Annotated in this window: 15 protein-coding genes and 3 pseudogenes; 8 read left to right on the top strand and 10 right to left on the bottom strand. The window is 72.8% G+C overall.

Translation table 11 applies throughout. From position 1 onward, the window contains the following. Positions 1-24: 24 nt before the first annotated feature. From ACZ42A_RS22685 to glgX, 6 genes are all read right to left on the bottom strand, one after another. On the bottom strand, positions 25-2,070 hold the full coding sequence (locus ACZ42A_RS22685) for a M4 family metallopeptidase (protein WP_468529053.1): 2,046 nt from the start codon (positions 2,068-2,070) through the stop codon (positions 25-27). Positions 2,071-2,372: 302 nt separating this feature from the next. Beyond that, positions 2,373-4,133 (bottom strand): ABC transporter ATP-binding protein, encoded by a 1,761-nt coding sequence (locus ACZ42A_RS22680; RefSeq protein WP_468529052.1) that lies wholly within the window; start codon positions 4,131-4,133, stop codon positions 2,373-2,375. Continuing rightward, positions 4,130-5,848 carry an ABC transporter transmembrane domain-containing protein gene (locus ACZ42A_RS22675; protein WP_468529051.1) on the bottom strand — a complete coding sequence of 573 codons (1,719 nt, stop codon included), beginning with the start codon at positions 5,846-5,848 and terminating at the stop codon, positions 4,130-4,132. Before ACZ42A_RS22675 ends, ACZ42A_RS22680 begins: the two co-directional genes overlap by 4 nt. A gap of 26 nt (positions 5,849-5,874) precedes the next feature. After that, positions 5,875-7,734: an ABC transporter ATP-binding protein gene (locus ACZ42A_RS22670; RefSeq protein WP_468529050.1), complete on the bottom strand. Its 1,860-nt coding sequence runs from the start codon at positions 7,732-7,734 to the stop codon at positions 5,875-5,877. Next, the gene (locus ACZ42A_RS22665; RefSeq protein WP_468529049.1) at positions 7,731-9,554 is read right to left on the bottom strand and encodes an ABC transporter ATP-binding protein; all 1,824 of its coding nucleotides are present in this window, start codon (positions 9,552-9,554) and stop codon (positions 7,731-7,733) included. Before ACZ42A_RS22665 ends, ACZ42A_RS22670 begins: the two co-directional genes overlap by 4 nt. Before the next feature lie 73 nt (positions 9,555-9,627). After that, complete coding sequence (gene glgX / locus ACZ42A_RS22660; RefSeq protein WP_468529048.1) at positions 9,628-11,877, bottom strand: glycogen debranching protein GlgX; 2,250 nt, start codon at positions 11,875-11,877, stop codon at positions 9,628-9,630. Positions 11,878-12,031: 154 nt separating this feature from the next. On the opposite strand from glgX, the gene ACZ42A_RS22655 reads away from it, so the two are divergent. The 4 genes from ACZ42A_RS22655 (at position 12,032) to ACZ42A_RS22640 (ending at position 16,333) form a co-directional block, all read left to right on the top strand. After that, complete coding sequence (locus ACZ42A_RS22655; protein ID WP_468529047.1) at positions 12,032-13,279, top strand: L,D-transpeptidase; 1,248 nt, start codon at positions 12,032-12,034, stop codon at positions 13,277-13,279. Positions 13,280-13,440: 161 nt separating this feature from the next. Next, on the top strand, positions 13,441-14,697 hold the full coding sequence (locus ACZ42A_RS22650) for a L,D-transpeptidase (protein WP_468529046.1): 1,257 nt from the start codon (positions 13,441-13,443) through the stop codon (positions 14,695-14,697). Between the two features lie 76 nt (positions 14,698-14,773). Beyond that, positions 14,774-15,541, top strand: a complete 768-nt coding sequence (locus ACZ42A_RS22645) for an enoyl-CoA hydratase/isomerase family protein (RefSeq protein ID WP_468529045.1) — start codon at positions 14,774-14,776, stop codon at positions 15,539-15,541. A gap of 288 nt (positions 15,542-15,829) precedes the next feature. Next, positions 15,830-16,333, top strand: coding sequence for an ATP-binding protein (locus ACZ42A_RS22640; RefSeq protein WP_468529044.1), 504 nt, complete (start codon positions 15,830-15,832; stop codon positions 16,331-16,333). Positions 16,334-16,367: 34 nt separating this feature from the next. Here the strand turns inward: ACZ42A_RS22640 and ACZ42A_RS22635 are convergent, their stop codons facing one another. Then, on the bottom strand, positions 16,368-17,003 hold the full coding sequence (locus ACZ42A_RS22635; RefSeq protein ID WP_468529043.1) for a GNAT family N-acetyltransferase: 636 nt from the start codon (positions 17,001-17,003) through the stop codon (positions 16,368-16,370). Positions 17,004-17,051: 48 nt separating this feature from the next. On the opposite strand from ACZ42A_RS22635, the gene ACZ42A_RS22630 reads away from it, so the two are divergent. Both ACZ42A_RS22630 and ACZ42A_RS22625 read left to right on the top strand, forming a co-directional pair. Continuing rightward, entirely contained in the window at positions 17,052-17,963 is a 912-nt protein-coding gene (locus ACZ42A_RS22630; protein WP_468529042.1) for a MerR family transcriptional regulator, read from the top strand. A gap of 60 nt (positions 17,964-18,023) precedes the next feature. Next, positions 18,024-18,236: an EF-hand domain-containing protein gene (locus ACZ42A_RS22625; protein WP_468529072.1), complete on the top strand. Its 213-nt coding sequence runs from the start codon at positions 18,024-18,026 to the stop codon at positions 18,234-18,236. Between the two features lie 53 nt (positions 18,237-18,289). Here ACZ42A_RS22625 and ACZ42A_RS22620 read toward each other — a convergent pair. After that, positions 18,290-19,079, bottom strand: a pseudogene (locus ACZ42A_RS22620) (ABC transporter ATP-binding protein). Beyond that, positions 19,076-19,336 (bottom strand): annotated as a pseudogene (locus ACZ42A_RS22615) (2-isopropylmalate synthase); the annotation flags it as partial. The pseudogenes ACZ42A_RS22615 and ACZ42A_RS22620, both read right to left, overlap by 4 nt. A gap of 2 nt (positions 19,337-19,338) precedes the next feature. On the opposite strand from ACZ42A_RS22615, the pseudogene ACZ42A_RS22610 reads away from it, so the two are divergent. Then, positions 19,339-19,865: pseudogene (locus ACZ42A_RS22610) on the top strand (FadR/GntR family transcriptional regulator); the annotation flags it as partial. A gap of 106 nt (positions 19,866-19,971) precedes the next feature. After that, positions 19,972-20,634 (top strand): NADPH-dependent F420 reductase, encoded by a 663-nt coding sequence (locus ACZ42A_RS22605; protein WP_468529041.1) that lies wholly within the window; start codon positions 19,972-19,974, stop codon positions 20,632-20,634. Positions 20,635-20,661: 27 nt separating this feature from the next. On the opposite strand, the gene ACZ42A_RS22600 is transcribed toward ACZ42A_RS22605, so the two are convergent. Further along, on the bottom strand, positions 20,662-22,029 hold the full coding sequence (locus ACZ42A_RS22600; protein WP_468529040.1) for an L-serine ammonia-lyase: 1,368 nt from the start codon (positions 22,027-22,029) through the stop codon (positions 20,662-20,664). Positions 22,030-22,079: the final 50 nt, after the last annotated feature.

Genomic DNA, 22,079 nt, shown 5'->3' with positions numbered 1-22,079 from the left:
GACGCCCGCGCCGCGCGACCCGGTTTACGGGAAGGTCAGCTTCCAGCTGTTGATGTACCCGGTGTCGACGGCCGCGTTGTCCTGGACCCGCAGCAGCCAGGTGCCGTTGGCGACCTCGGAGGAGGCGTTCACCGTGTACGTGGTGTTGATGTTGTCCGCGCTGCCGCCGGTGCCGTACGCCTTCAGCGTGTAGGCCGTGCCGTCGGGCGCGACCAGCTGCACCTGGAGGTCACCGATGTAGGTGTGCACGATGTCCACCGCGACCTGGAGGTTGCTCGGCGCGTTGCCGGTGCGGCCGGTGACGGTGATCGGCGAGGTGACCGCGGCACCGCGGTCCGGGATCGCCACGTCGGCGGTGTTCTCGAACGACGTGCCGCCACCGCCGCCGCCGGAGCGGGACCCGACCGCGACGCCGGCCCACGCGTCCTGCACCGCCTTGTACTCGGCGCTGGTGGTGCCGTACAGCTCACCGGCGACCGCCAGGGTGCCGGTGCGGGCGCCCGCGTAGTTGGTGGTCGAGGTGAACTTGGTGGTGAGCGCCTTGAACCAGATCTGCTCCGCCTTGGCGCGGCCGATGCCGGTCACCGGAAGGCCGTCCGCGGTGGGCGAGTTGTAGCTGACGCCGTTGATGACCTTGGCGCCGCTGCCCTCGCTCAGCAGGTAGAAGAAGTGGTTCGCGGGGCCGGAGGAGTAGTGCACGTCGATGGAGCCGATACCGGAGTACCAGTTGTCCTTCGACGCGCCGTCCTTGCTGGGCTTGTCCATGTAGCGCAGCGGGGTGCCGTCGCCGTTGATGTTGATCTCCTCGCCGATGAGGTAGTCACCGACGTCGGAGGAGTTGTTCGCGGCGAACTCGACGGCCGCGCCGAGGATGTCGGAGGTCGCCTCGTTCAGACCGCCGGACTCGCCGCTGTAGACGAGCTTCGCGGTCGCCGACGTCAGACCGTGCGTCATCTCGTGCGCGGCCACGTCGATCGAGACGAGCGGGTTGGCGTTGCCGGAGCCGTCGCCGTACGTCATGCAGAAGCAGCTGTCCGACCAGAACGCGTTGACGTAGTTGTTGCCGTAGTGGACCCGCGAGTAGGCGCCGACGCCGTCGCCGCGGATGCCGTTGCGGCCGTGCACGTTCTTGTAGTAGTCCCAGGTCAGCGCGGCCCCGTAGTGGGCGTCGGCGGCGGCCGACTCCAGGTTGGACGGGCTGCCGTTGCCCCACACGTCGTCGGAGCCGGAGAACAGCGTGCCGGTGCCGGACGTGCCGCGGTTCAGGTTGTACGTCTTGTGGCCGCCGCGGGCGCCGTCGGTGAGGTTGTACGTCGAGCCCGACTGGGTGGTGGTGAGCGGGACCGTGCCGCTGTACACCGTGTGGCCGGTGCCGTTGTGGACGGCCTCCCACTCGAACAGCTTCTCGCCGGTGGCGGCGTCGGTGACGACGTGCAGCTCCTGCGGGGTGCCGTCGTGCTGGAGGCCGCCGACGACGGTCTCCCAGGCGAGCGTCGGGGTGCCGTTCGCGGCCCAGATCACCTTGCGCGGGGCACGGTCGACGTCCGGGCTCTTGGCGTCCTCCGCCTTCGCGGCGGCCAGCGCCTGCCGCTCGGCGCGCTCGGCGGCGATGGCCGGCTTGAGGGAGGCCGGCTTGATGGCGGACCGGGTGGCCCGCACGATGCCCTCGGTCTCACCGTCCTTCGCCGTCTTCACGACCAGGTCGCCGCCGAGGACGGGCAGGCCGTCGTAGGTGCGCTCGTAGCGGGTGTGCACGGTGCCGTCCCGGTCCTGGGTGACGTCCCGGACGACCAGCTTCTCCTTGGCGCCGAGGCCGAGTTCCCTGGCCGTCTCGGCCTTGGCGGCGTCGGCCTCGCGTATCAGCTCGGCGCGCTGGGCGGGGGTGAGCTTCTTGGGCAGGGCGCCCGGGTCCGCCTGGGCCGACGCCGACGGTGCCTTCTCCGGGGCGGCGGTCGCGGCACCGGACTGCACGGCGGCGGCGACGAGGGCGGCGACGCCGACCAGCGCGACGGCCGCTGCCCGGCGGCGGGGGGTGTGGGAGGTGCGTCTGTGAGAGGGACTGCTGCTCAACACTGACTCCTTCTGCGCGGCCGCGGGTCGCGCGGCCAGGGGAGACCGGGCGGCGGGTGGGCCGTCCGGGCGTGCGTGGAGCTGCGCCGCGCCACAGCGGCGGACTGGTCTGTGGGGTTGCTGTGAGGCGGCCGTGGGAAGAGTGGCAGCACCGCGCCGGTTCTGTCAGGAGCGCGTCAGAAAGTTGGCCGGAAATCGTTCGTTGTCCGGGAGTTCACGTTCGATATACGGACGGATCGCTGTGGGGGGCCGATCGCTGTACGGCCCGATCGCTGTACGGGCCGCCGCATGGGCCCGATCGCTCAGGAGCCGGTCTCCCCGTGCCACGTCCGCCACAGCCGCGCGTACGCCCCGCCCGCCGCCACCAGCTCCTCGTGCGTGCCGAGTTCGGCGATCCGCCCGCCCTCCATCACGGCCACCCGGTCCGCGTCGTGCGCGGTGTGCAGCCGGTGCGCGATCGCGATGACCGTACGCCCCTCCAGCACGGCGGCCAGGGCGCGCTCGGTGTGCCGGGCCGTGGCCGGGTCGAGCAGTGCGGTCGCCTCGTCCAGGATCAGCGTGTGCGGGTCGGCCAGCACCACCCGGGCCAGGGCCAGTTGCTGCGCCTGCGAGCCGTCGGTGCGGTGCGCCGCCGGCCCCAGCTCGGTGTCCAGCCCGTCCGGCAGCTCCCGCACCCAGCCGTCGGCGCCGACGGCGGTCAGAGCCGCCCACAACTCGGTGTCCCCGGCGCTCGGTTCGGCGATGCGGAGGTTGTCGCGGACCGTGCCCAGGAAGACATGGTGCTCCTGGGTGACGAGGACGACCTGCCGCCGCAGCCGCTCCGGGCCCAGCGCGGCGACCGGCACCCCGCCCACCGTCACCGCGCCCTCGGTCGGCGCGTCGACGCCCGCCAGCAGCCGGCTCAGGGTGGACTTGCCCGCGCCGGACGGGCCGACCACCGCCAGCCGCTCCCCGGGCCGGACCGTCAGATCGACGCCGCGCAGCACCTCGCCGCCGCGGTCGTAGGCGTAGCGCACCCCGGTGACGTCGATCCGGTCGTCCGCCGGGTCGGGGCAGTCGGCCGGGGCCGCCTGCGGGGCCGCCGCCAGGCCCTCCACCCGGGCGAACGAGGCGTTGCTGCTCTGCAACTGCTCGACCCGTACGAGGATCTGGTCCAGCGGCTCGGTCAGCTGCCGCAGATACAGCGTCGCCGCCACCACCGCGCCGAGACTCACCGCGCCCCGCGCGTGCAGCGCGCCCCCGGTCACCAGCACGGCGACCACGGGGACGACGTACGAGAAGTCCACCGGCACGAAGAAGCCGGTGCGCAGGGTCAGGGTGCGCAGCCGGGTGCGGCGGGCCTCGGCGATCGCGTCCCGGGAGGCGGCGATCCGGCGCCGCTGGAGCCCGAACGCCTCGACCGTGCGGGCGCCGGCCGCGGTGGCGGCCAGGATCTCCGCGACGGCGGAGGTGGCCGCGCCCTCGGCGAGATAGGCGGCGCGGGCCCGGCGCAGATACCAGCGGGTCGGGAACCAGATGACGGCCAGGCCCAGCAGGGCGCACAGGCCGAGCAGCGGGTCGAGCGCGACGACCGCGCCGACCAGGAACAGCGCCTGGAGGGAGGCGATGAGCAGCTCGGGACCGGCGTCGCGCAGGGTGGTGCCGACCGTGGTGACGTCGGCGGTGCCGCGGGCGGTGAGGTCACCGGTGCCGGCCCGCTCCACCACGGAGGCGGGCAGGGACAGGGCGCGGTCGACGAAGCCCTCCCGGATCCGGGCCAGCGTGCGCTCCCCGAACCGGTGGCCCGCGTACCGCGCCCAGCGGGCGAGCAGCAGCTGCGCCAGCGCGCACGCCACGATGGCCATCGCCAGCCGGTCCACCACCCCCGTCCCGGCGCCGCCGCGCACCTCGTCGACGATCCGGCCCAGCAGCCAGGGTCCGGCCAGGCCGACGGCGGCGGCCAGCGCGTTGAGTGCCAGGACCCCGGCGAACCCCCGCCCGTCGGCCCGCACCAGCGCCGTCATGGCCCGCCGCACCTGCGGCGGCTCGGCGACGGGCAGCCCGGCCTGTGCCGTGTCGCTCATCGGCGTGCCTCCTCGGCGTCCGTGTCCGTCTCCCGGGCCACCAGCTCGCGGTAGCCCGGCTCGTAGGCCAGCAGGCCCTGGTGGGTGCCGCTGGACGCGACCTTGCCGTCGGCGAGGTAGTACACGAGGTCCGCCTGGTCCAGCAGCAGCGGTGAGGTGGTGGTCACGACCGTCGTACGGCCCTTCCGTGCCTCCCGCAGCCGCTGCGCGACCGCGGCCTCCGTGTGCGCGTCCAGCGCGGACGTCGGTTCCACGGCGAGCAGCACCTCGGCGTCGGCCAGCAACGCCCGGACCAGCCGGACGCGTTGCCGCTGTCCGCCGGAGAGATTGCGGCCCTGCGCGTCGATCCGGCCGTCGAGCCCGCCCGGCAGGCCCCGCACGATGTCGTCGGCCACCGCCGCGTGCACCGCCCGCGCGATCGCCGCCTCGTCCCGCTCCCGGCGCCCGCACACCACCTCGCGCAGGGTGCCCGCGAACAGGTCGGCCTCCGGGTCGGCGACGAGGATCCGCTCGCGCACCCGGTCCAGCGGGATCTCGTCGAGCCGCACCCCGCCCCAGGTCGCCTCCGAGGGCGCGTACCGGCCCAGCCGGTCCACGACGGCCGCCGCGTCGGCGGGCCGGGCCGCGACCAGCGCCGTCAGCCGCCCCGGCAGCACCCGCACCCCCGACTCCGGGTCGTGCAGCACGGACGGCTCCGCCGGGGCGTCGTACGCGCCCTCGTCCGCCGGCGGCTCAAGGCGCAGGAACCGCACCACCCGGCCGGCCGCCACCAGCCCCCGGCTGACCTGGTTGCCGAACTCCAGGAAGTACGCCACCGGCACCACCAGCACCGCCACATAGCCGTACACGGACACCAGCTCCCCGACCGAGATCTCCCCCTGGGCGACCAGCCGTGCCGCGAGCCAGGTGACCACCGCCAGGAACACCGTCGGCAGCCCGAGGCCCAGCGCCTGGATCCAGCTGGTGACCGCGCCCACCCGGTACCCCTCGTCGCGCAGCCGCCGCGAGTCCCGCCGGAACGCCTCCCCGACCAGCTCCTTGCCGCCCAGGCCGCCCAGCACCCGCAGCCCGCCCGCCAGGTCCCCGATCCGCGCGGTCAGCACCTGCTGCCGCTCCCGGTAGGCGGTCTCGACGCTCAGCAGACGCCCCATCAGAGGTCCGGCCAGCATGCCGATGACCGGTACGCCCAGCAGCACCACCGCCGCCAGCAGCGGCGACACGGCCAGCAGCAGCCCGGCCACCAGCGCGTACGCCGCGAGCGCGCCGACACCCGGCCCGACCACGGTCAGCGACTGGCTGATCGTCTGCACATCGCCCACCCCGATGGTCACCACCTCACCGGCCGTGACCTGCCGGGGCAGCGCGGCACCGAGCCGCACCGCCTGCCCGACCACCGCCTTCACCGTGCGGAAGTTGGCGTCCATCCGGATCCGGGTCATGGTGCGGTGCCGCATGATGTTCAGCCAGGCGTGCAGCGCGCCCGCCGCCAGCACCGCGCCGGACCATCCGGCGAGCGCCGCCCCGTCGCCGGGCTCCAGACCGTCGTCGATCGCCCGGGACAGCAGATACGGCACCAGCGCCGGCACCGCCAGCGACACACAGCCCAGCAGGGCCCCCGCGGCGGACCGGCCCCGCTGGCTGCGCACCAGCCACCACAGATACCGGGCCGGGCCGCGGTCGTCCGGGCGGCCCGGATCCTCGTACGGGTCGATCACCGGCCTCCGCGCCGGGCGCCGGCCCCTCATGCGAGACTGTCCCGCCACGCGCGGTGCAGATCCGCGAACCGGCCGGTCCTCGCGACGAGTTGGGCCGGGCTGCCGTCCTCGACGATCCGGCCGTGCTCCATCACCAGCACCCGGTCCGCGATCTCCACGGTGGACAGCCGGTGCGCGATCACCACCGCCGTACGCCCCTTCAGCACCGTCGCCATCGCCCGCTGCACCGCCCGCTCCCCGGGGATGTCCAGCGAACTGGTCGCCTCGTCGAGGATCAGCACCCCCGGATCGGCGAGCAACGCCCGTGCGAACGCCACCAGTTGCCGCTGACCCGCGGAGATACGGCCGCCCCGCTTGCGGACGTCCGTGTGGTAGCCGTCGGGCAGCGCGCTGATGAAGTCGTGCGCGCCGATCGCCTTCGCCGCCCGCTCGATCTCCTCGCGGCCCGCGTCCGGGCGGCCGATGGCGATGTTCTCGGCGACCGTGCCGGAGAACAGGAACGCCTCCTGCGTCACCATCACCACGCCCCGCCGCAGCTCGGCCGTGGACAGCTCGCGCAGATCCACCCCGTCCAGCAGCACCCGGCCGTCGGTCGGGTCGTAGAACCGGGCGAGCAGCTTGGCCAGCGTGGACTTGCCCGCCCCGGTGGAGCCGACCACCGCGACGGTCTGCCCGGCCGGCAGGGCGAGGTCGAAGCGGGGCAGCACCTCGCCGCCGGTGCGGTAGGCGAACCGGACCCCGTCGAAGACGACCTCGCGGCCGGGGTGGTCCGCGTCCTTCAGCGGCGGCAGCGGCAGCGGCGCCGACGGCTCCGGCACGGTCGGCGTCTGGGCCAGCAGACCGGCGATCTTCTCCAGGGAGGCCGCCGCCGACTGGTACGAGTTGAGGAACATGCCGAACCGGTCGATCGGGTCGTACATCCGCCGCAGATACAGCACCGCCGCCGCCAGCACACCCAGCGCCAGCGTGCCGTCCGCCACCCGCCAGGCGCCCCACAGCACGATCAGCGCGACCGCCGTGTTCCCCACGATCCGCGAGCCGACGACATAGCGGGCCATCTCCAGCAGCGCGTCGCCGTTGGTGCGTTCGTGCCGCCGGTTCAGGACCCGGAACTCGGCGTCGTTCGCGGCCTCCCGGCGGAAGGCGCGCACCGGCCGGATGCCGTTCATCGTCTCCACGAACTTCACGATCACCGCGGCGATCGCACTGGACCGCCGCAGGTACACCTTCTGCACCCGGCGCCGGTACGACCGCACCAGCCAGACCAGCGGCACGAACGACGCCACCGCCATCCCGCCCAGCCCCAGGTCCAGCCAGAGCAGCAGCACCGCGGTGTACACACAGGACAGGATCACCATCACCAGCTCCTGGAGACCGTCCTCCAGCAGCTCGCGCAGCGACTCCACATCACTCGTCGAGCGGGAGATCAGCCGCCCCGAGGTGTAGCGCTCGTGGAAGTCGATGCTCAGCGCCTGCGCGTGCCGGAAGATCCGGCCGCGCAGGTCCAGCAGCACGTCCTGGCTGACCCGCGCGGAGCCCCGGATGAACCCGTACTGCAGCGCTCCGGCCGCCAGCGCGCACAGCAGATAGCCGGCGGCCACCGCGATCAGCGGGCCGTGGTCGTCCTCGCGCAGCGCGGGCACGGCGTGGTCGATGGCGTACGCCACCAGCAGCGGGCCCGCCTGCACCGCCGCCTGCTGGAGCAGCAGCAACAGCGTGGTGAGCGCGACCCGCGCCCGCATCGGGGCGAGCAGGGAGCGCAGCAGGGCGGCGGTGGCGCCGGGCGGGGTGGGCAGGGCGTCCTGGTCGAAGGGGTCGCCGGCGGGGGCGCGGTCGTCGGGTCCGTCGGGTTCGTCCTTGGCCGGTGCGGTGGTGGTGGCCGTCATCGGCCGTCCTCCTGTTCCCCTGACATCAGGTGGGCGTACTCGGCGTTGGAGCGCAGCAGTTCGTGATGGGTGCCGACGGCGGAGATCCGGCCGCCGGAGAGCAGGGCGACCCGGTCGGCGAGCAGCACCGTGGACGGGCGGTGCGCCACGATCAGCGCCGTGGTGTCTGCGAGCACCCGGCGCAGCGCGGCCTCCACCGCCGCCTCCGTGTGCACGTCCAGCGCGGACAGCGGATCGTCCAGCACCAGGAAGTCCGGCCGCCCCACCACCGCCCGGGCCAGCGCCAGCCGCTGCCGCTGCCCGCCGGACAGGCTCAGGCCCTGCTCGCCGACCTGGGTGTCGACGCCCTGCGGCAGGGAGTGCACGAAGTCCGCCTGCGCCACCGCCAGCGCGTGTTCCACCTCCGCGGGGGCCGCGTCGCCGTCCGCGCCCATCCGGACGTTCTCGCCGACGGTGGCCGAGAACAGGGTGGGATCCTCGAACGCGACGGCGACCCGGGCGCGCAGCTCCTCGCGGGACATCGCCGTGATGTCCACCCCGTCCAGCGTGATCCGACCCTCCGTCACCTCGTACAGCCGGGGCACCAGTGCCGTCAGCGTCGTCTTCCCACTCCCGGTCGCGCCCACCAGCGCCATCGACTCCCCGGGGCGGATGTGCAGCTCGACCCGGTCGAGGACGGGAGAGGAGCCGGGGGGTGCGTCCGGGTAACGGAAGGTGACGCCGTGAAAGCGCAGGCCTCGCTCGTCGCCGTCGGCCGGTCCGCCGCTCGTGCCGGTCGACTCCGGCTCCGCGTCCATCACCTCGAAGTAGCGCTCCGTGGCCGTCGCGGCCTCCTGGCTGAGGGCGAGGAGGAAGCCGATGGAGTCCACCGGCCAGCGCAGGGCGAGCGCCGTCGAGAGGAAGGCGACCAACGTGCCCGCCGACAGGTCCCCGTCGGCGACCCGCACCGTGCCCAGCACCAGCGCCGCCCCGATCGCCACCTCGGGCAGCGCCATCATCGCGGCCCAGATCGTGGCCAGCAGCCGCGCCTTGTGCAGCTCCGTCCCGCGCAGTGTCCGCGACAGCTCCCGGAACGCCCGCGCCTGGCTGCGGTGGCGGCCGAACCCCTTGATGATCCGGATGCCGAGCACGCTCTCCTCGACGACCGTCGTCAGATCGCCGACCTGGTCCTGCGCCCGCCGCGCGGCAAGGGCGTACCGCTTCTCGAAGACGACGCAGACGACCACCACCGGCACGGCCGGACCGAGGATCACCAGCCCCAGCGTCCAGTCCTGGACCAGCATGATGATCACGCCGACGAGGATCGTCACCCCGTTGACCAGCAGGAAGGTCAGCGGGAACGCCAGGAACATGCGCAGCAGCATCAGATCGCCGGTACCCCGGGACAGCAGCTGTCCCGAGGCCCAGCGGTCGTGGAACGCCACCGGCAGCCGCTGGAGATGCCGGTACAGATCCGCCCGCATCGCCGCCTCGACGCCGGCCAGCGGCCGGGCCACCAGCCACCGCCGCAGCCCGAACAGCAGCGCCTCGGCGAGACCGAGCAGCAGCAGGTAGAGCGCGCCCAGCCACACGCCGGCCGGGTCGCGCTCGGCGATCGGCCCGTCCACCAGCCACTTCAGGATCAGCGGAATGACCAGGCCGACGCACGAGGCGACGATCGCGACGAACGCGGCGGCGGACAACCGCGCCCGCACGGGCCGGACATACGGCCACAGGCGCAGCAGAGTGCGTACGGCGGAACGGCCGGCGGGGTGATCGGCGGGTTGGCCGGAGGCTTGGTCGGGACTGTCTTCTTCGGCGGTGGCACGTGTCGTCGGCATCACGTCGAGATTACGGACAGCGACGGACAACGCCCACCGAGTTTCCGTCGTGCCAGGGCTCGTTCAGGCGCTCTCAGCCGACCACCTTCAGCAGCAGCACCGACCGCGCCGGCACCGTGATCTCGGTCCCCGCGGCGTGCTCCGTTCCCGGCGCCGCGGCCTGCTCCTCCTCCGACGTGTCGACGACCACCTCGTAGCGCTCCGCCCACGGCGGCCCCGGCAGCACGAAGCTCACCGGCCGCTCCCCGGCGTGCAGTACGGCGAGGAAGCTGTCGTCGAGGATCGGCGCGCCCCGCTCGTCGCGGCCGGGGATGTCCCGCCCGGAGAGGTACATGCCAAGCGTGGCGGCCGGCGCGTACCAGTCCCGCTGGGTCATCTCGGTGCCCCGCGCGGTGAACCACGCCAGGTCCCGCAGCCCGTCCGCCGAGTGCGCCCGCCCCGAGAAGAACGCCCGGCGGCGCAGCACGGGATGCCGGTGCCGCAGCGCTATCAGCCGCGAGGTCAGGTCGGACAAGGCCCGCCAGCCGGGCTCTTCCAGCAGCCCCCAGTCGACCCAGCTGATCTCGTTGTCCTGGCAGTAGGCGTTGTTGTTGCCGCCCTGGGTGCGGCCCAGCTCGTCGCCCGCGACCAGCATCGGCACGCCCGTCGACAGCAGCAGGGTGGTGAGCAGGTTGCGCAGCTGGCGGCGGCGCAGCGCCCGCACCCGTTCGTCGTCGGTCTCGCCCTCCGCGCCGCAGTTCCAGGACCTGTTGTCGTCGGAGCCGTCCCGGTTGCCCTCGCCGTTGGCCTCGTTGTGCTTGCGCTCGTACGACACCAGGTCCCGGAGCGTGAATCCGTCGTGCGCGGTGATGAAGTTGACGGACGCGTACGGCCTGCGCCCGCCCCAGGCGTACAGGTCACTGGAGCCCGACAGCCGGTACCCCATCTCCCGTACGTCGGGCAGCGCGTGCCGCCAGAAGTCGCGTACGGCGTTGCGGTACCGGTCGTTCCACTCCGTCCACAGCGGCGGGAACGCGCCCACCTGATAGCCCCCGGAGCCGACGTCCCACGGCTCGGCGATGAGCTTGACCCGGCGCAGCACCGGGTCCTGGGCGATGACCGCGAGGAACGGGGAGAGCATGTCGACGTCGTGCATGGAGCGGGCCAGCGCGGCGGCGAGGTCGAAGCGGAAGCCGTCCACGCCCATCTCGGTCACCCAGTAGCGCAGCGAGTCGGTGATCAGGCGCAGTACGTGCGGCTGGACGACGTGCAGGGTGTTGCCGCAGCCGGTGTAGTCGGCATACCGGCGGGCGTCGGACTGCAAGCGGTAGTAGCCCCGGTTGTCGATGCCCTTCAGGGACAGCGTCGGGCCCAGTTCGCCCGCCTCCGCGGTGTGGTTGTAGACCACGTCGAGGATGACCTCGATCCCGGCCGCGTGCAGGGCGCGCACCATCCGCTTGAACTCGCCGACCTGCTGGCCGCGGGTGCCGGAGGCGGCGTAGGCGGCGTGCGGGGCGAAGTAGCCTATGGAGTTGTAGCCCCAGTAGTTCTTCAGGCCGCGCTTCAGCAGGTGGTCCTCGTGGGCGAACTGGTGGACGGGCAGCAGTTCGACGGCGGTGACGCCGAGCTTGGTCAGGTGTTCGATCGCCGCCGGGTGGGCGAGCCCGGCGTACGTGCCCCGCAACTCCTCCGGGATCCCCGGGTGCAGCTTGGTGAAGCCCTTCACGTGCAGCTCGTAGATCACCGAGTCCGCCCACGGCGTCTTCGGGCGGCGGTCGTCGGCCCAGTCGTCGTCATCGTGGACGACGACGCCCTTGGGGACGAACGGCGCCGAGTCCCGGTCGTCGCGCACGGTGTCCGCGACCTGCTGCTGCGGCCAGTCCCGGACGTGCCCGTACACCTCCGGCGGCAGCGAGAACTCGCCGTCCACCGCGCGCGCGTACGGGTCGAGCAGCAGCTTCGCCGGGTTCCAGCGCCCGCCGGTCCACGGGTCCCAGCGGCCGTGCACCCGGTAGCCGTACCGCTGACCCGGCAGCACGCCCGGCACGAAGCCGTGCCAGATCTCGTGCGTCAGCTCGGTCAGCCGTACCCGCCGCTCACCGCCCCCGCCGCCCTCGTCGCTCCCGTCGTCGAACAGGCACAGCTCGACGGCCTCCGCCCCGCCCGCCCACAGCGCGAAGTTGGTGCCCGCCACCCCGTCCGGCCCGACCCGGAACCGCGCGCCCAGCGGCATCGGCGCCCCCGGCCACACGGGCACCGCCGGCGCCTCGCGCGCGGCGCCGTTCACGACGGAGGCAGGGCGCCCTTCCCCGACACGCGTCTCCTGCTCGGCAGCGCTGGACACCAGTACGCCTCCCACGGCTCATGGGACGACGTGCACAACAAGGCCTACGGCGTCCCGGCCCGGCTCCCCGTCGCGTCGTCCTCCCCACTGTTCTGCCCAGAGCTTGGGTCGCACTCACGTTTCCCCAGGGCGGGCGCCGTCGTTGGACACGTTTGTGAGGCACGTACAAGGGCGCGCGCGGCGCGCGAGGGCCGCACTGGCCGCCGTAGTGACATGGGCAGGACTGCTGGCCGGAGCCGTCGGCTGCACCGAGGACGGCATCGGCGGAATCGACTTCGGAGGGCTGGGCAAGCACCCGGCCCCCGAGGATGTCATCCGGGTCGTCCCGGACGACGGAAGCAAGAACGTCCGGCCCGGCACCGACCTCTCGGTCCGGGTGCCGGAGGGGCGGCTGGAGTCCGTGAAGGTGGTGAAGTCCCAGGACGCGCAGCAGACCCCGGTGCCGGGCCGGATCTCCGCGGACGGCCTGCGCTGGGAGCCGCACGACGACACCCTCGCGCTCGCCGCCGAGTACTCGGTCGACGCGGTCGCCCTGGACGCCCACGGCCGCCGCTCGGCCCGGCACACCACCTTCACCACCTATGTTCCGGAGGAGCGTTTCATCGGATACGTCTCCCCGGAGAACCGCGCCACGGTCGGCACCGGGATGATCGTCTCGCTGAAGTTCAACCGGGAGATCGAGAACCGCGCGGCCGTCGAACGCGCCGTCCGCGTCACCGCGGAGCCGGCCGTCGAGATCCGCCCCCATTGGTTCGGCAAGAACCGTCTGGACTTCCGCCCGCGGAAGTACTGGAGACCCGGCACCGAGGTCACCGTCGACCTGCGGCTGAGGGACGTCGAGGGAGCGCCCGGCGTCTACGGCCTCCAGCACAAGACGTTCACGTTCACCGTGGGCCGCAGCCAGGTCTCGCTGGTCGACGCCGCCGAGCACACCATGGAGGTCCGGCGTGACGGCGAGCTGGTCGGCACCGTGCCCATCACCGCGGGCGCACCCAAGACCACCACCTACAACGGCAAGATGGTGGTCACCGAGATGTACGAGGTGACCCGGATGAACGGCGCCACGGTCGGCTTCACGAAGAAGAACGGCAAGGGCGAGTACGACATCCCGGACGTCCCGCACGCCCTGCGGCTCACCGACTCCGGCACCTTCCTGCACGGCAACTACTGGGCAACGCCCGACGTCTTCGGCAACGCCAACGTCAGCCACGGCTGTATCGGCCTGCGCGATGTGCAGGGCGGGGCCGCCGACACCCCGGCCGGCTGGTTCTTCGACCGCACGCTCATCGGGGACGTCGTCGAGGTCGTCGGCAGCAATGACAAAAAGGTCGCTCCCGACAACGGGCTTGGAGGGTGGAACATGAGTTGGAAGCGGTGGAAAGCGGGCAGTGCGGTGAAGTGACCGGACAGGGGGGAACGGTTGGGACCGAACGGTGACAATTCCCGGGCGCTCGGCGCGCTGACCTTGTGGTTAATATGCGCCGAGCGCGCGGGACGCGCAGGGGAGCGGGCCCGACGGGGCCCGGTGAGGGTCCGGTCCCGGACCCGTTGAGGGGAGACAACTTGAACGTGCGGCCGATATCGGGGGCGTCGGTTGACGCGCGCGGGGGGCGCGGACGCGGCAGGGGGCCGCTGGCGCTGGCGCTCGGGGCGCTGCTGCTGACGGTGACCGCGTGCGGTGGGGGCTCGGACTCCGGGTCGTCCGGCTCGGGTGACGGCAAGGACAAGCCCAAGGCCTCGGCCGGTGCCGTGAGCGGGCAGTCGGAGGCGGTCGTCTCCATAGCCCCGAAGGACGGCGCGAAGTCCGTCGACACCAGCGGCGCCCTGAAGGTGACCGCCGCCAAGGGCAAGCTCACCGAGGTCGTCGTCAAGGACGCCAAGGGCGAGAAGGTCGACGGCGCGATATCCGGGGACGGCGCCACCTGGACGCCGTCCACCCATCTGGCCGCCGCCACCACGTACACGGTGCACGCGGTCGCCAAGGACTCCGAGGGGCGCACCGCCGCCGAGGACTCCCGCTTCACCACGCTGACGCCGCAGAACACGTTCATCGGCCAGTTCACCCCCGAGGACGGCTCCACGGTCGGCGTCGGAATGCCGTTCTCGCTCCGCTTCACCCGGGGCATCACCAACCCCGACGACGTCGAGAAGGCCATCGAGATCAAGACCGAGCCGGCCGTCGACGTCGAGGGCCACTGGTTCGGCAACGACCGCCTCGACTTCCGCCCGGAGAAGTACTGGAAGGCCGGCACCAAGGTCACCGTCGAGCTCAACCTCGACGGCGTCGAGGGCCGCCCCGGCGTCTACGGCGAGCAGGCCAAGACCGTCTCCTTCACCATCGGCCGGGACCAGGTCTCCGTCGTCGACGTGAAGACCAAGACCATGAAGGTCATGCGGGACGGCAAGCTCATCAAGACCATCCCGGTCACCACCGGCAAGCCCGGCTACGACACCTGGAACGGCCAGATGGTCATCAGCGAGAAGCTGACGGTCACCCGGATGAACGGCGAGACGGTCGGCTACGGCGGCGAGTACGACATCAAGGACGTCCCGCACGCCATGCGGCTGAGCACCTCCGGCACCTTCATCCACGGCAACTACTGGGGTGGCGACGCCTTCGGCAACTACAACGCCAGCCACGGCTGCGTGGGCCTGCGCGACGTGCGCGGCGGCTGGGACAAGGACGCGCCGGCCGCCTGGTTCTTCAACCACTCGATGATCGGTGACGTGGTGGTCGTGAAGAACTCCAACGACCGGATCATCGACCCGGACAACGGCCTGAACGGCTGGAACATGTCGTGGGAGAAGTGGAAGGCGTGAGGCGCTGATCGTGGGCGGGCCCGGTGTGAGCTACCGCACCGGGCCCGTAGTCGTTAATGCGCGTTAACCTGCCTGCATGACCGTGGAACTCGAAGTCGCGGACGGCGTCGGCACCCTGCGCCTGAACCGCCCGCCGATGAACGCGCTGGACGTGGCCACCCAGGACCGGCTCAAGGAGCTCGCCGAGGAGGCCACGCGCCGCGAGGACGTGCGCGCCGTGGTGATCTACGGCGGCGAGAAGGTGTTCGCGGCCGGCGCGGACATCAAGGAGATGCAGGAGATGGACCACACCGCGATGGTCCTGCGCGCCCGCGCCCTCCAGGACTCCTTCACGGCGGTGGCCCGCATCCCCAAGCCGGTGGTGGCCGCGGTGACCGGGTACGCGCTGGGCGGCGGCTGCGAGCTGGCGCTGTGCGCGGACTACCGGATCGCCGGGGAGAACGCCAAGCTGGGCCAGCCGGAGATCCTGCTCGGCCTGATCCCGGGCGCGGGCGGCACCCAGCGGCTGGCCCGGCTGATCGGCCCCTCCAAGGCCAAGGACCTCATCTTCACCGGCCGTCAGGTGAAGGCCGACGAGGCGCTGGCGCTCGGCCTGGTGGACCGGGTCGTGCCGGCCGACGAGGTGTACGAGGCGGCACACGCGTGGGCGGCGAAGCTGGCGCAGGGTCCGGCGATCGCGCTGCGCGCGGCGAAGGAGTCGATCGACACGGGTCTGGAGACCGACATCGAGACGGGCCTGGCCGTGGAGCGCAACTGGTTCGCGGGCCTGTTCGCCACGGAGGACCGCGCGATCGGGATGCGCAGCTTCGTGGAGGAGGGCCCGGGCAAGGCGAAGTTCCGCTGAGCGCTGGGACGGTGAACACGGCCTGGTGGACGTGTAATTGACGCGAAGTCTGATCTGGGTCCCTCGAAGGGGCGGTTTATGGAAGCCTTAAGGCGACCTTAAGCCTGTCTTGTCGAGGGAGCCCGTCCTTTGCCGTCGATCGAGCCGTCTTTGCAGGTCAGCAAGGTTGTGTTCGGATCCGCTCTGCCCCCGGCATATGCCGATCGGACCGCGCGGAGTGAAGGCGTGCGGGGGGCGTATTCCCCCGGAACGGCCCCGGAGGGCGCGCCGGGCGGCCATGATGGGGGCATGGCGGGGCTGGAGGGCATCGAACAGCCGCGGGGACGCGGCCGTGCGACCGCGGCGCGCTGGTCGCCGGCGGTCGAGGACGAACAGGCGCTCAAGGCACTGGAGTTGTACGGCAACCCGGCAGAGCGCGAAGTCTCGCTCTCGTCCCGTCCCGAGTCCGCGGCGACGGCCCGTCGGCTCGCCCAGGTGGTGGTCCTGCGCCAGTGGGGACTGACCCCGAAGATGGCCGAGGACGCCGTCTTACTCGTCTCCGAACTCGTCGGCAATGCCGTACGCCACACCGGCGCCCGGGTCTTCGGCCTCCGCATGCGCCGCCTGCGCGGCCGTATCCGCATCGAGGTCCGCGACCCGTCCCGTGGCCTGCCCTGTCTGATGCCGGTCCAGGAACTGGACGTCAGCGGCCGGGGCCTCTTCCTCGTCGACAAGCTCTCCGACCGCTGGGGCGTCGACCTCCTGCCGCGCGGCAAGACGACCTGGTTCGAGATGCGGGTGGCGGACCGCTGAGCCGACGCCGGCCGGGCCGGCGCGACCGGTGCTGTCACCGCACCCGGCGCAGCAGCGCCTCCGCACCCACCTGCCGATAACCGGCAGCCTGGAACGCCCGTACGCTGCGGGCGTTCCCCGGCGCGATCTGCGCCCACACCGGCTCGTCGGCCAGGTGACGGGCCGCCGTCGCCAGAGCCCGCCCCAGCCCCCGGTGCCGTACCCCCTCGTCCACCTCCACGGACACCTCCAGCCGCCCGGCGACCCCGCGTCCGCTCACCAGGACCGCGCCCTCGGCCGCCCAGGCGCGCACGTCGTCGCGGCGCCTGCGGGCGTAGGCGATACGGGGATGCTCCGAGTCGACCTCCCGTAGCGCGAGCGGCGGCTCGCCCGGCAGCGGGGTGCCGACCAGGAGCGCGTCGATGGTCTCGGTCGTCCGCCCGGTGCGCTCCAGGAAGGCCGCCAGGAACCTCGGGTTCATCGTCGCGGCGAGCGGATCGCAGTCCAGGGCGCCCAGCGTGTCGTACACCCAGCCCGGGTCCTCGTCCGTGAAGACCACCGAGTGCGCGGTGAACGACATCACCCCCGCGTCCCGGTCGCCATGCTGCGGCACCACGGTCGTCCCGCCGTCCGCCGGAGGGAAGACGCCTCGCGCCGCCGCGTCGAGAATGTCCCGCAGGGTCTGCCCCACCGCGCGCTCCTTGAGTCTCCACCCACTGGAAGGCCCACACTCGCAGACATGATCGACGACGGCACCGGACTTTTCACCATCGGCGAGCTGGCCCGGGCCACCGGACTGACCGTGCGCACCATCCGCTACTGGTCCGACGAGGGCGTCCTGACCCCGGTCACCCGTTCCGCGGGCGGCTACCGGCTCTACGACGCCGAGTCCGCCGCCCGCCTGGAGCTGATCCGCACCCTGCGTGAACTGGGCCTCGGACTGGGCGACGTACGCCGGGTGCTGGCCGGGGAGCGGACGGTCGCGGAGGTCGCGGCGGCCCATGTGGCGGCGCTGGACGCGCAGATCCGGTCCCTGAGGGTGACCCGCGCGGTGCTGTCGACCGTGGCGCGACGCGGCTCGACCGCAGAGGAGACGACACTCATGAACAAGCTGGCGCGGCTGTCGGCCGCCGAGCGGAGGCGGATCGTCGAGGAGTTCGTGGACGAGATGTTCCAGGGTCTGGACACCGCGGACCCGGTGGTTCTGGAGCGGATGCGGAACACCGCCGCCGACCTGCCGGACGACCCGACACCCGAGCAGGTGGACGCCTGGGTGGAGCTGGCCGAGATGCTCCAGGACCCGGCGTTCCGGGCCGAGATGCGGGCGGTCGCCGAGTTCAACGCGGCCGACCGGGGGCAGGAGACCCCCGCCGGGGCGTCCCTGTGGTTCGCCCGCCGCCTGGTGCAGCTGGCCGGGGCGGCCCGGGAGCGGGGGATCGCCCCGGAGTCACCGGCGGCCGACGAGGTGCTGCGCGAACTGCTCGGCGACGCGGACCGGGCGGCCGTCCTCGCCCGCATGGAGTCGGCGTCCAACGACCGGCTGGCCCGCTACCGGGAACTGCTCGGCGTGCTGAAGGGCACGCCCATGCCGCCGCACCGGGAGGAGTTCGCCTGGGTGGTCGCCGCACTGCGCGCTCGGGCGGGCAGTTAATCTGACCTGCGTCAGTGCGACAGCACCACGCAGCGAAGTATGACGAAGAGGGGCGGATCGGTGGCCGACATCGAGGAAGCACGCAAGCAGTTCGAGCGGATCGACACGGACGGGGACGGCCAGATCACCGCTGCCGAGTTCAGGACCGCCCTGGCCCAGGGCGGCGACTGGAACGTCACGGAGGCGGTCGCCGAGGCGATCATCGCCAGCCGCGACCTCAACGGCGACAAGCTGCTGTCGTTCGACGAGTTCTGGGCCCACCTGAACAAGTGACGCGTGCCGCGGGGGCGCCCGCATCCCCGGCCAGGGATGCGCGCGCCCCTTCGTCATGCCCGGCGCCGGACCCGCACGCTCCACCGGCCGCCGTGCCGGTCCAGGTCCAGCGGCAGGCCGAAGCACGTGCCGACCGCGTCACCGGTCAGCACCTCCGCCACCGGGCCGGCGGCCAGCGCCCGGCCCTCGCGCAGCAGCAGGGCGTGGCTGGTGCCGGGCGGCAGCTCCTCCAGGTGGTGGGTGACCAAGGACCGTCGCCAGGAGGGGATGCTCCCGGCGCAGTTCCTCCAGGGCGCCGATCAGCCGCTCCCGGCCCGGCAGGTCCAGCCCGGTGGCGGGTTCGTCGAGGAGCAGCAGCCGGGGCTCGGGCATCAGCGCCCGGGCGATCAGCGTCCGGCCGCGCTGCCCCTGCGAGAGGGTGGGCCGGCGGGCGTCGCGACGGTCCGCCAGCCCCAGCGTCCGGATGAGCCGGTCGGCGCGCTCCTCCTGCGCGGCCGTCGGACGCCACCGCGGCAGCGGCGCCACCGAGTTGGTCACACCGGTGAGGACGACGTCGCGCACGCGCAGCGGCTCGGTCAGCGGATGGCGGGGGTCGACATGACCGACGTACGTGCCGAGCTCCCGCAGGTCCACGCGGCCCAGCCGGCGGCCCAGCACCTCCACCGTGCCCCGGGTCGGGTGGACGCGGGCGCCGAGCAGGCCGAGCAGCGTCGACTTCCCCGCGCCGTTCGCGCCGAGCAGCGCCCAGTGCTCGCCGGTCCGGACGGTGAGAGACACCTCCTGGAGGATCGGCCGCCCTTCCCGCACGACGTGCACGTCGGCGGCGCGCAGGACCTCCGTCACCGGACCCCCCGGTTCACCGCGGACAGCACGGCCCGGACGGGGGCCGCTGGGCCGTCTCCGGCGCCCCAGGCCGTGGTGCCGTTCACCTCGCACTCGGCGTAGGCGGCCGGGCCGTCCTCGGAGAAGTCCAGGACGCGGACCGTGAACCCGGCGCCGGCCAGCGCGTCGACGAAAGCGGTCAGCGGTCCGGTGCCCGTGCCCTCGTAGTCGCCCGTGCGGTCGCCGGCCTCCAGCGTGCAGACGAAGCGGTGCACGCCCGGCGAGCGCGCGGCTGGTACGGCCCCGGCAGGGCGCCGGCGTCTTCGTCATCGCCACCGAACCCGTCGAGGACTGGCCCACCCGGCTGCGCCGCGCCGCGGTGACCGATGTCTACGACGTCCGTATGGCCGTCGAGGTGCACGCCGCCCGGCTGGCCGCGCACCGCCGCACCGACGAGGACGTGGCGGCGCTGCGGGCTGCCCTGGAGGGCCGCCGCACCGCCGCCACCGCCGACGACCCGGCCTTCGTCGACGCCGACATCGCGCTCCACACGGCGGTGGTCGCCGCCGCGCACAACCCGCTCCTCGGCTCCCTGTTCGCCGAGTTCAGCCCCGCCCTGCGGGACGGCCTGATCGACCTGCTCGCCCTGACCGGGCTGCGCGAGCAGGACCCGGACACCGGGGCGACGACACCCACGCGGCACTCGTCCGGGCGATCGAGGAGGGGGACGCGGAGGCGGCGGCGGAGGTGCTGCGGCGGGAGCTGGAGCAGACGCTGGCGCTGCTGACCTCACGGGCCGGGAAATGAGTGGCTGGGCACCGGCTCACCAGGCTCGGTGGAATAGCCCGCCCGGCTCCGCCGTTGATCCCCGTCACACCGCACGGCAGGAACATCGACTCCGGAAGGGCCGGCCATGAAGATCGGCATCATCGGCGCGGGCAACATCGGCGGCAATCTCACCCGGCGGCTCACCGCCCTCGGCCATGACGTCTCCGTCGCCAATTCCCGTGGACCGCACACCCTCACCGCGCTCGCCGAGGAGACGGGGGCGACGCCCGTGCGGGTGGAGGAGGCGGCGCGCGGCGCCGAGATCGTCGTCGTCACGATCCCGGTGAAGGCGGTGCCGGATCTGCCGGCCGGCCTCCTCGACGAGGCGGCCGACGGGGTCGCCGTCATCGACACCGGCAACTACTACCCGCGGCAGCGGGACGGGCGGATCGCGGAGATCGAGGACGAGGGCATCACCGAGAGCCGCTGGACCGAGCGCCGCATCGGGCACCCCGTGATCAAGGCGTTCAACGGCACTTACGCCCAGGACATCCTCGACCGCCCGCGCCCGGCCGGTGACCCGGACCGGATGGCCCTCCCGGTCGCCGGCGACGACGAGGCGGCCAAGCGGAAGGTGCGGGCCCTCATCGACGAGCTCGGCTTCGACACGGTCGACGCGGGTGGCCTCGACGAGTCCTGGCGCCAGCAGCCCGACACCCCGGTGTACGGACTGCGGGCCGGAGCCGAGCAGGTACGCAAGGCACTGACGGAGGCGTCACCGGAACGCAAGCCGGAGTTCCGCGGCTGACCCGGAGACGTCCAGCGGCGTGTGCGGTCAGCACTCGATGATGTTGACCGCCAGCCCGCCCCGCGCGGTCTCCTTGTACTTCACCGACATGTCCGCGCCGGTGTCCTTCATCGTCTTGATGACCTTGTCCAGGGACACCTTGTGGGAGCCGTCGCCGCGCATCGCCATCCGCGCCGCCGTGACCGCCTTCACCGCGGCCATGCCGTTGCGCTCGATGCACGGGATCTGGACGAGGCCGCCGACCGGGTCGCAGGTGAGGCCGAGGTTGTGCTCCATGCCGATCTCGGCGGCGTTCTCCACCTGCTCCGGGGAGCCGCCGAGGACCTCGGCGAGCGCGCCGGCCGCCATGGAGCAGGCGGAGCCGACCTCGCCCTGGCAGCCGACCTCGGCGCCGGAGATCGAGGCGTTCTCCTTGAAGAGCATGCCGATCGCGCCCGCGGCGAGCAGGAAGCGGACCACGCCGTCCTCGTCGGCGCCGGGCACGAAGTTGATGTAGTAGTGCAGGACCGCCGGGATGATGCCGGCCGCGCCGTTCGTCGGGGCGGTTACCACGCGTCCGCCGGCCGCGTTCTCCTCGTTCACCGCCATCGCGTAGAGGGTGATCCACTCCATCGCGAGGGCCTGCGGGTCGCCCTCGGAGCGCAGCTTGCGCGCGGTGGTCGCGGCCCGGCGCTTCACCCGCAGCCCGCCCGGCAGGATGCCCTCGCGGGACATGCCGCGCTCCACGCACTCCCGCATGACCCGCCAGATCTCCAGCAGGCCCGCGCGGATCTCCTCCTCGGTCCGCCAGGCCCGCTCGTTCTCCAGCATCAGGGCGGAGATCGACAGGCCGGTCTCCTTCGTGAGGCGCAGCAACTCGTCGCCCGTGCGGAAGGGGTACTTCAGGACCGTGTCGTCGAGCTTGATCCGGTCCGCGCCGACCGCGTCCTCGTCGACGACGAAGCCGCCGCCCACCGAGTAGTACGTCTTGCTCAGCAGCTCGGTGCCGGCCGCGTCGTACGCCCAGATGGTCATGCCGTTGGCGTGGTACGGCAGCGTCTTGCGGCGGTGCAGGACCAGGTCCGCGTCGAAGTCGAAGGCGATCTCGTGCTCACCCAGGAGCTTCAGGCGGCGATCCGACTTGATCGTCTCCACCCGCTCGTCCGCCGTCTCCACGTCGACCGTGCGCGGCGAGTCGCCCTCCAGGCCGAGCAGCACCGCCTTGGGGGTGCCGTGGCCGTGGCCGGTGGCGCCCAGCGAGCCGTACAGCTCGGTGCGGACGGAGGCGACCGAGTCCAGCAGGCCCTCGTTGCGCAGCCGGCGGGCGAACATGCGCGCAGCGCGCATCGGGCCGACCGTGTGGGAGCTGGAGGGGCCGATGCCGATCGAGAACAGGTCGAAGACCGAGATGGCCACGTCAGACTCCTCAATGCGGGTGGTGGCGGGGCACCCGGTGGGGTGCCCCG

It is taken from the genome of Streptomyces sp. NPDC030838, assembly GCF_055572035.1.
This window is presented reverse-complemented; position numbering and strand designations above follow the sequence as displayed.

Bases quoted from the DNA above. Each gene is read 5' to 3' on its own strand.
- ACZ42A_RS22645 (WP_468529045.1), top strand. From the start codon at position 14,774: ATGACCGTGGAACTCGAAGTCGCGGACGGCGTCGGCACCCTGCGCCTG.
- ACZ42A_RS22630 (WP_468529042.1), top strand. From the start codon at position 17,052: ATGATCGACGACGGCACCGGACTTTTCACCATCGGCGAGCTGGCCCGG.
- ACZ42A_RS22605 (WP_468529041.1), top strand. From the start codon at position 19,972: ATGAAGATCGGCATCATCGGCGCGGGCAACATCGGCGGCAATCTCACC.
- ACZ42A_RS22680 (WP_468529052.1), bottom strand. From the start codon at position 4,133: ATGAGCGACACGGCACAGGCCGGGCTGCCCGTCGCCGAGCCGCCGCAG.
- ACZ42A_RS22665 (WP_468529049.1), bottom strand. From the start codon at position 9,554: ATGCCGACGACACGTGCCACCGCCGAAGAAGACAGTCCCGACCAAGCC.
- ACZ42A_RS22670 (WP_468529050.1), bottom strand. From the start codon at position 7,734: ATGACGGCCACCACCACCGCACCGGCCAAGGACGAACCCGACGGACCC.
- ACZ42A_RS22640 (WP_468529044.1), top strand. From the start codon at position 15,830: ATGGCGGGGCTGGAGGGCATCGAACAGCCGCGGGGACGCGGCCGTGCG.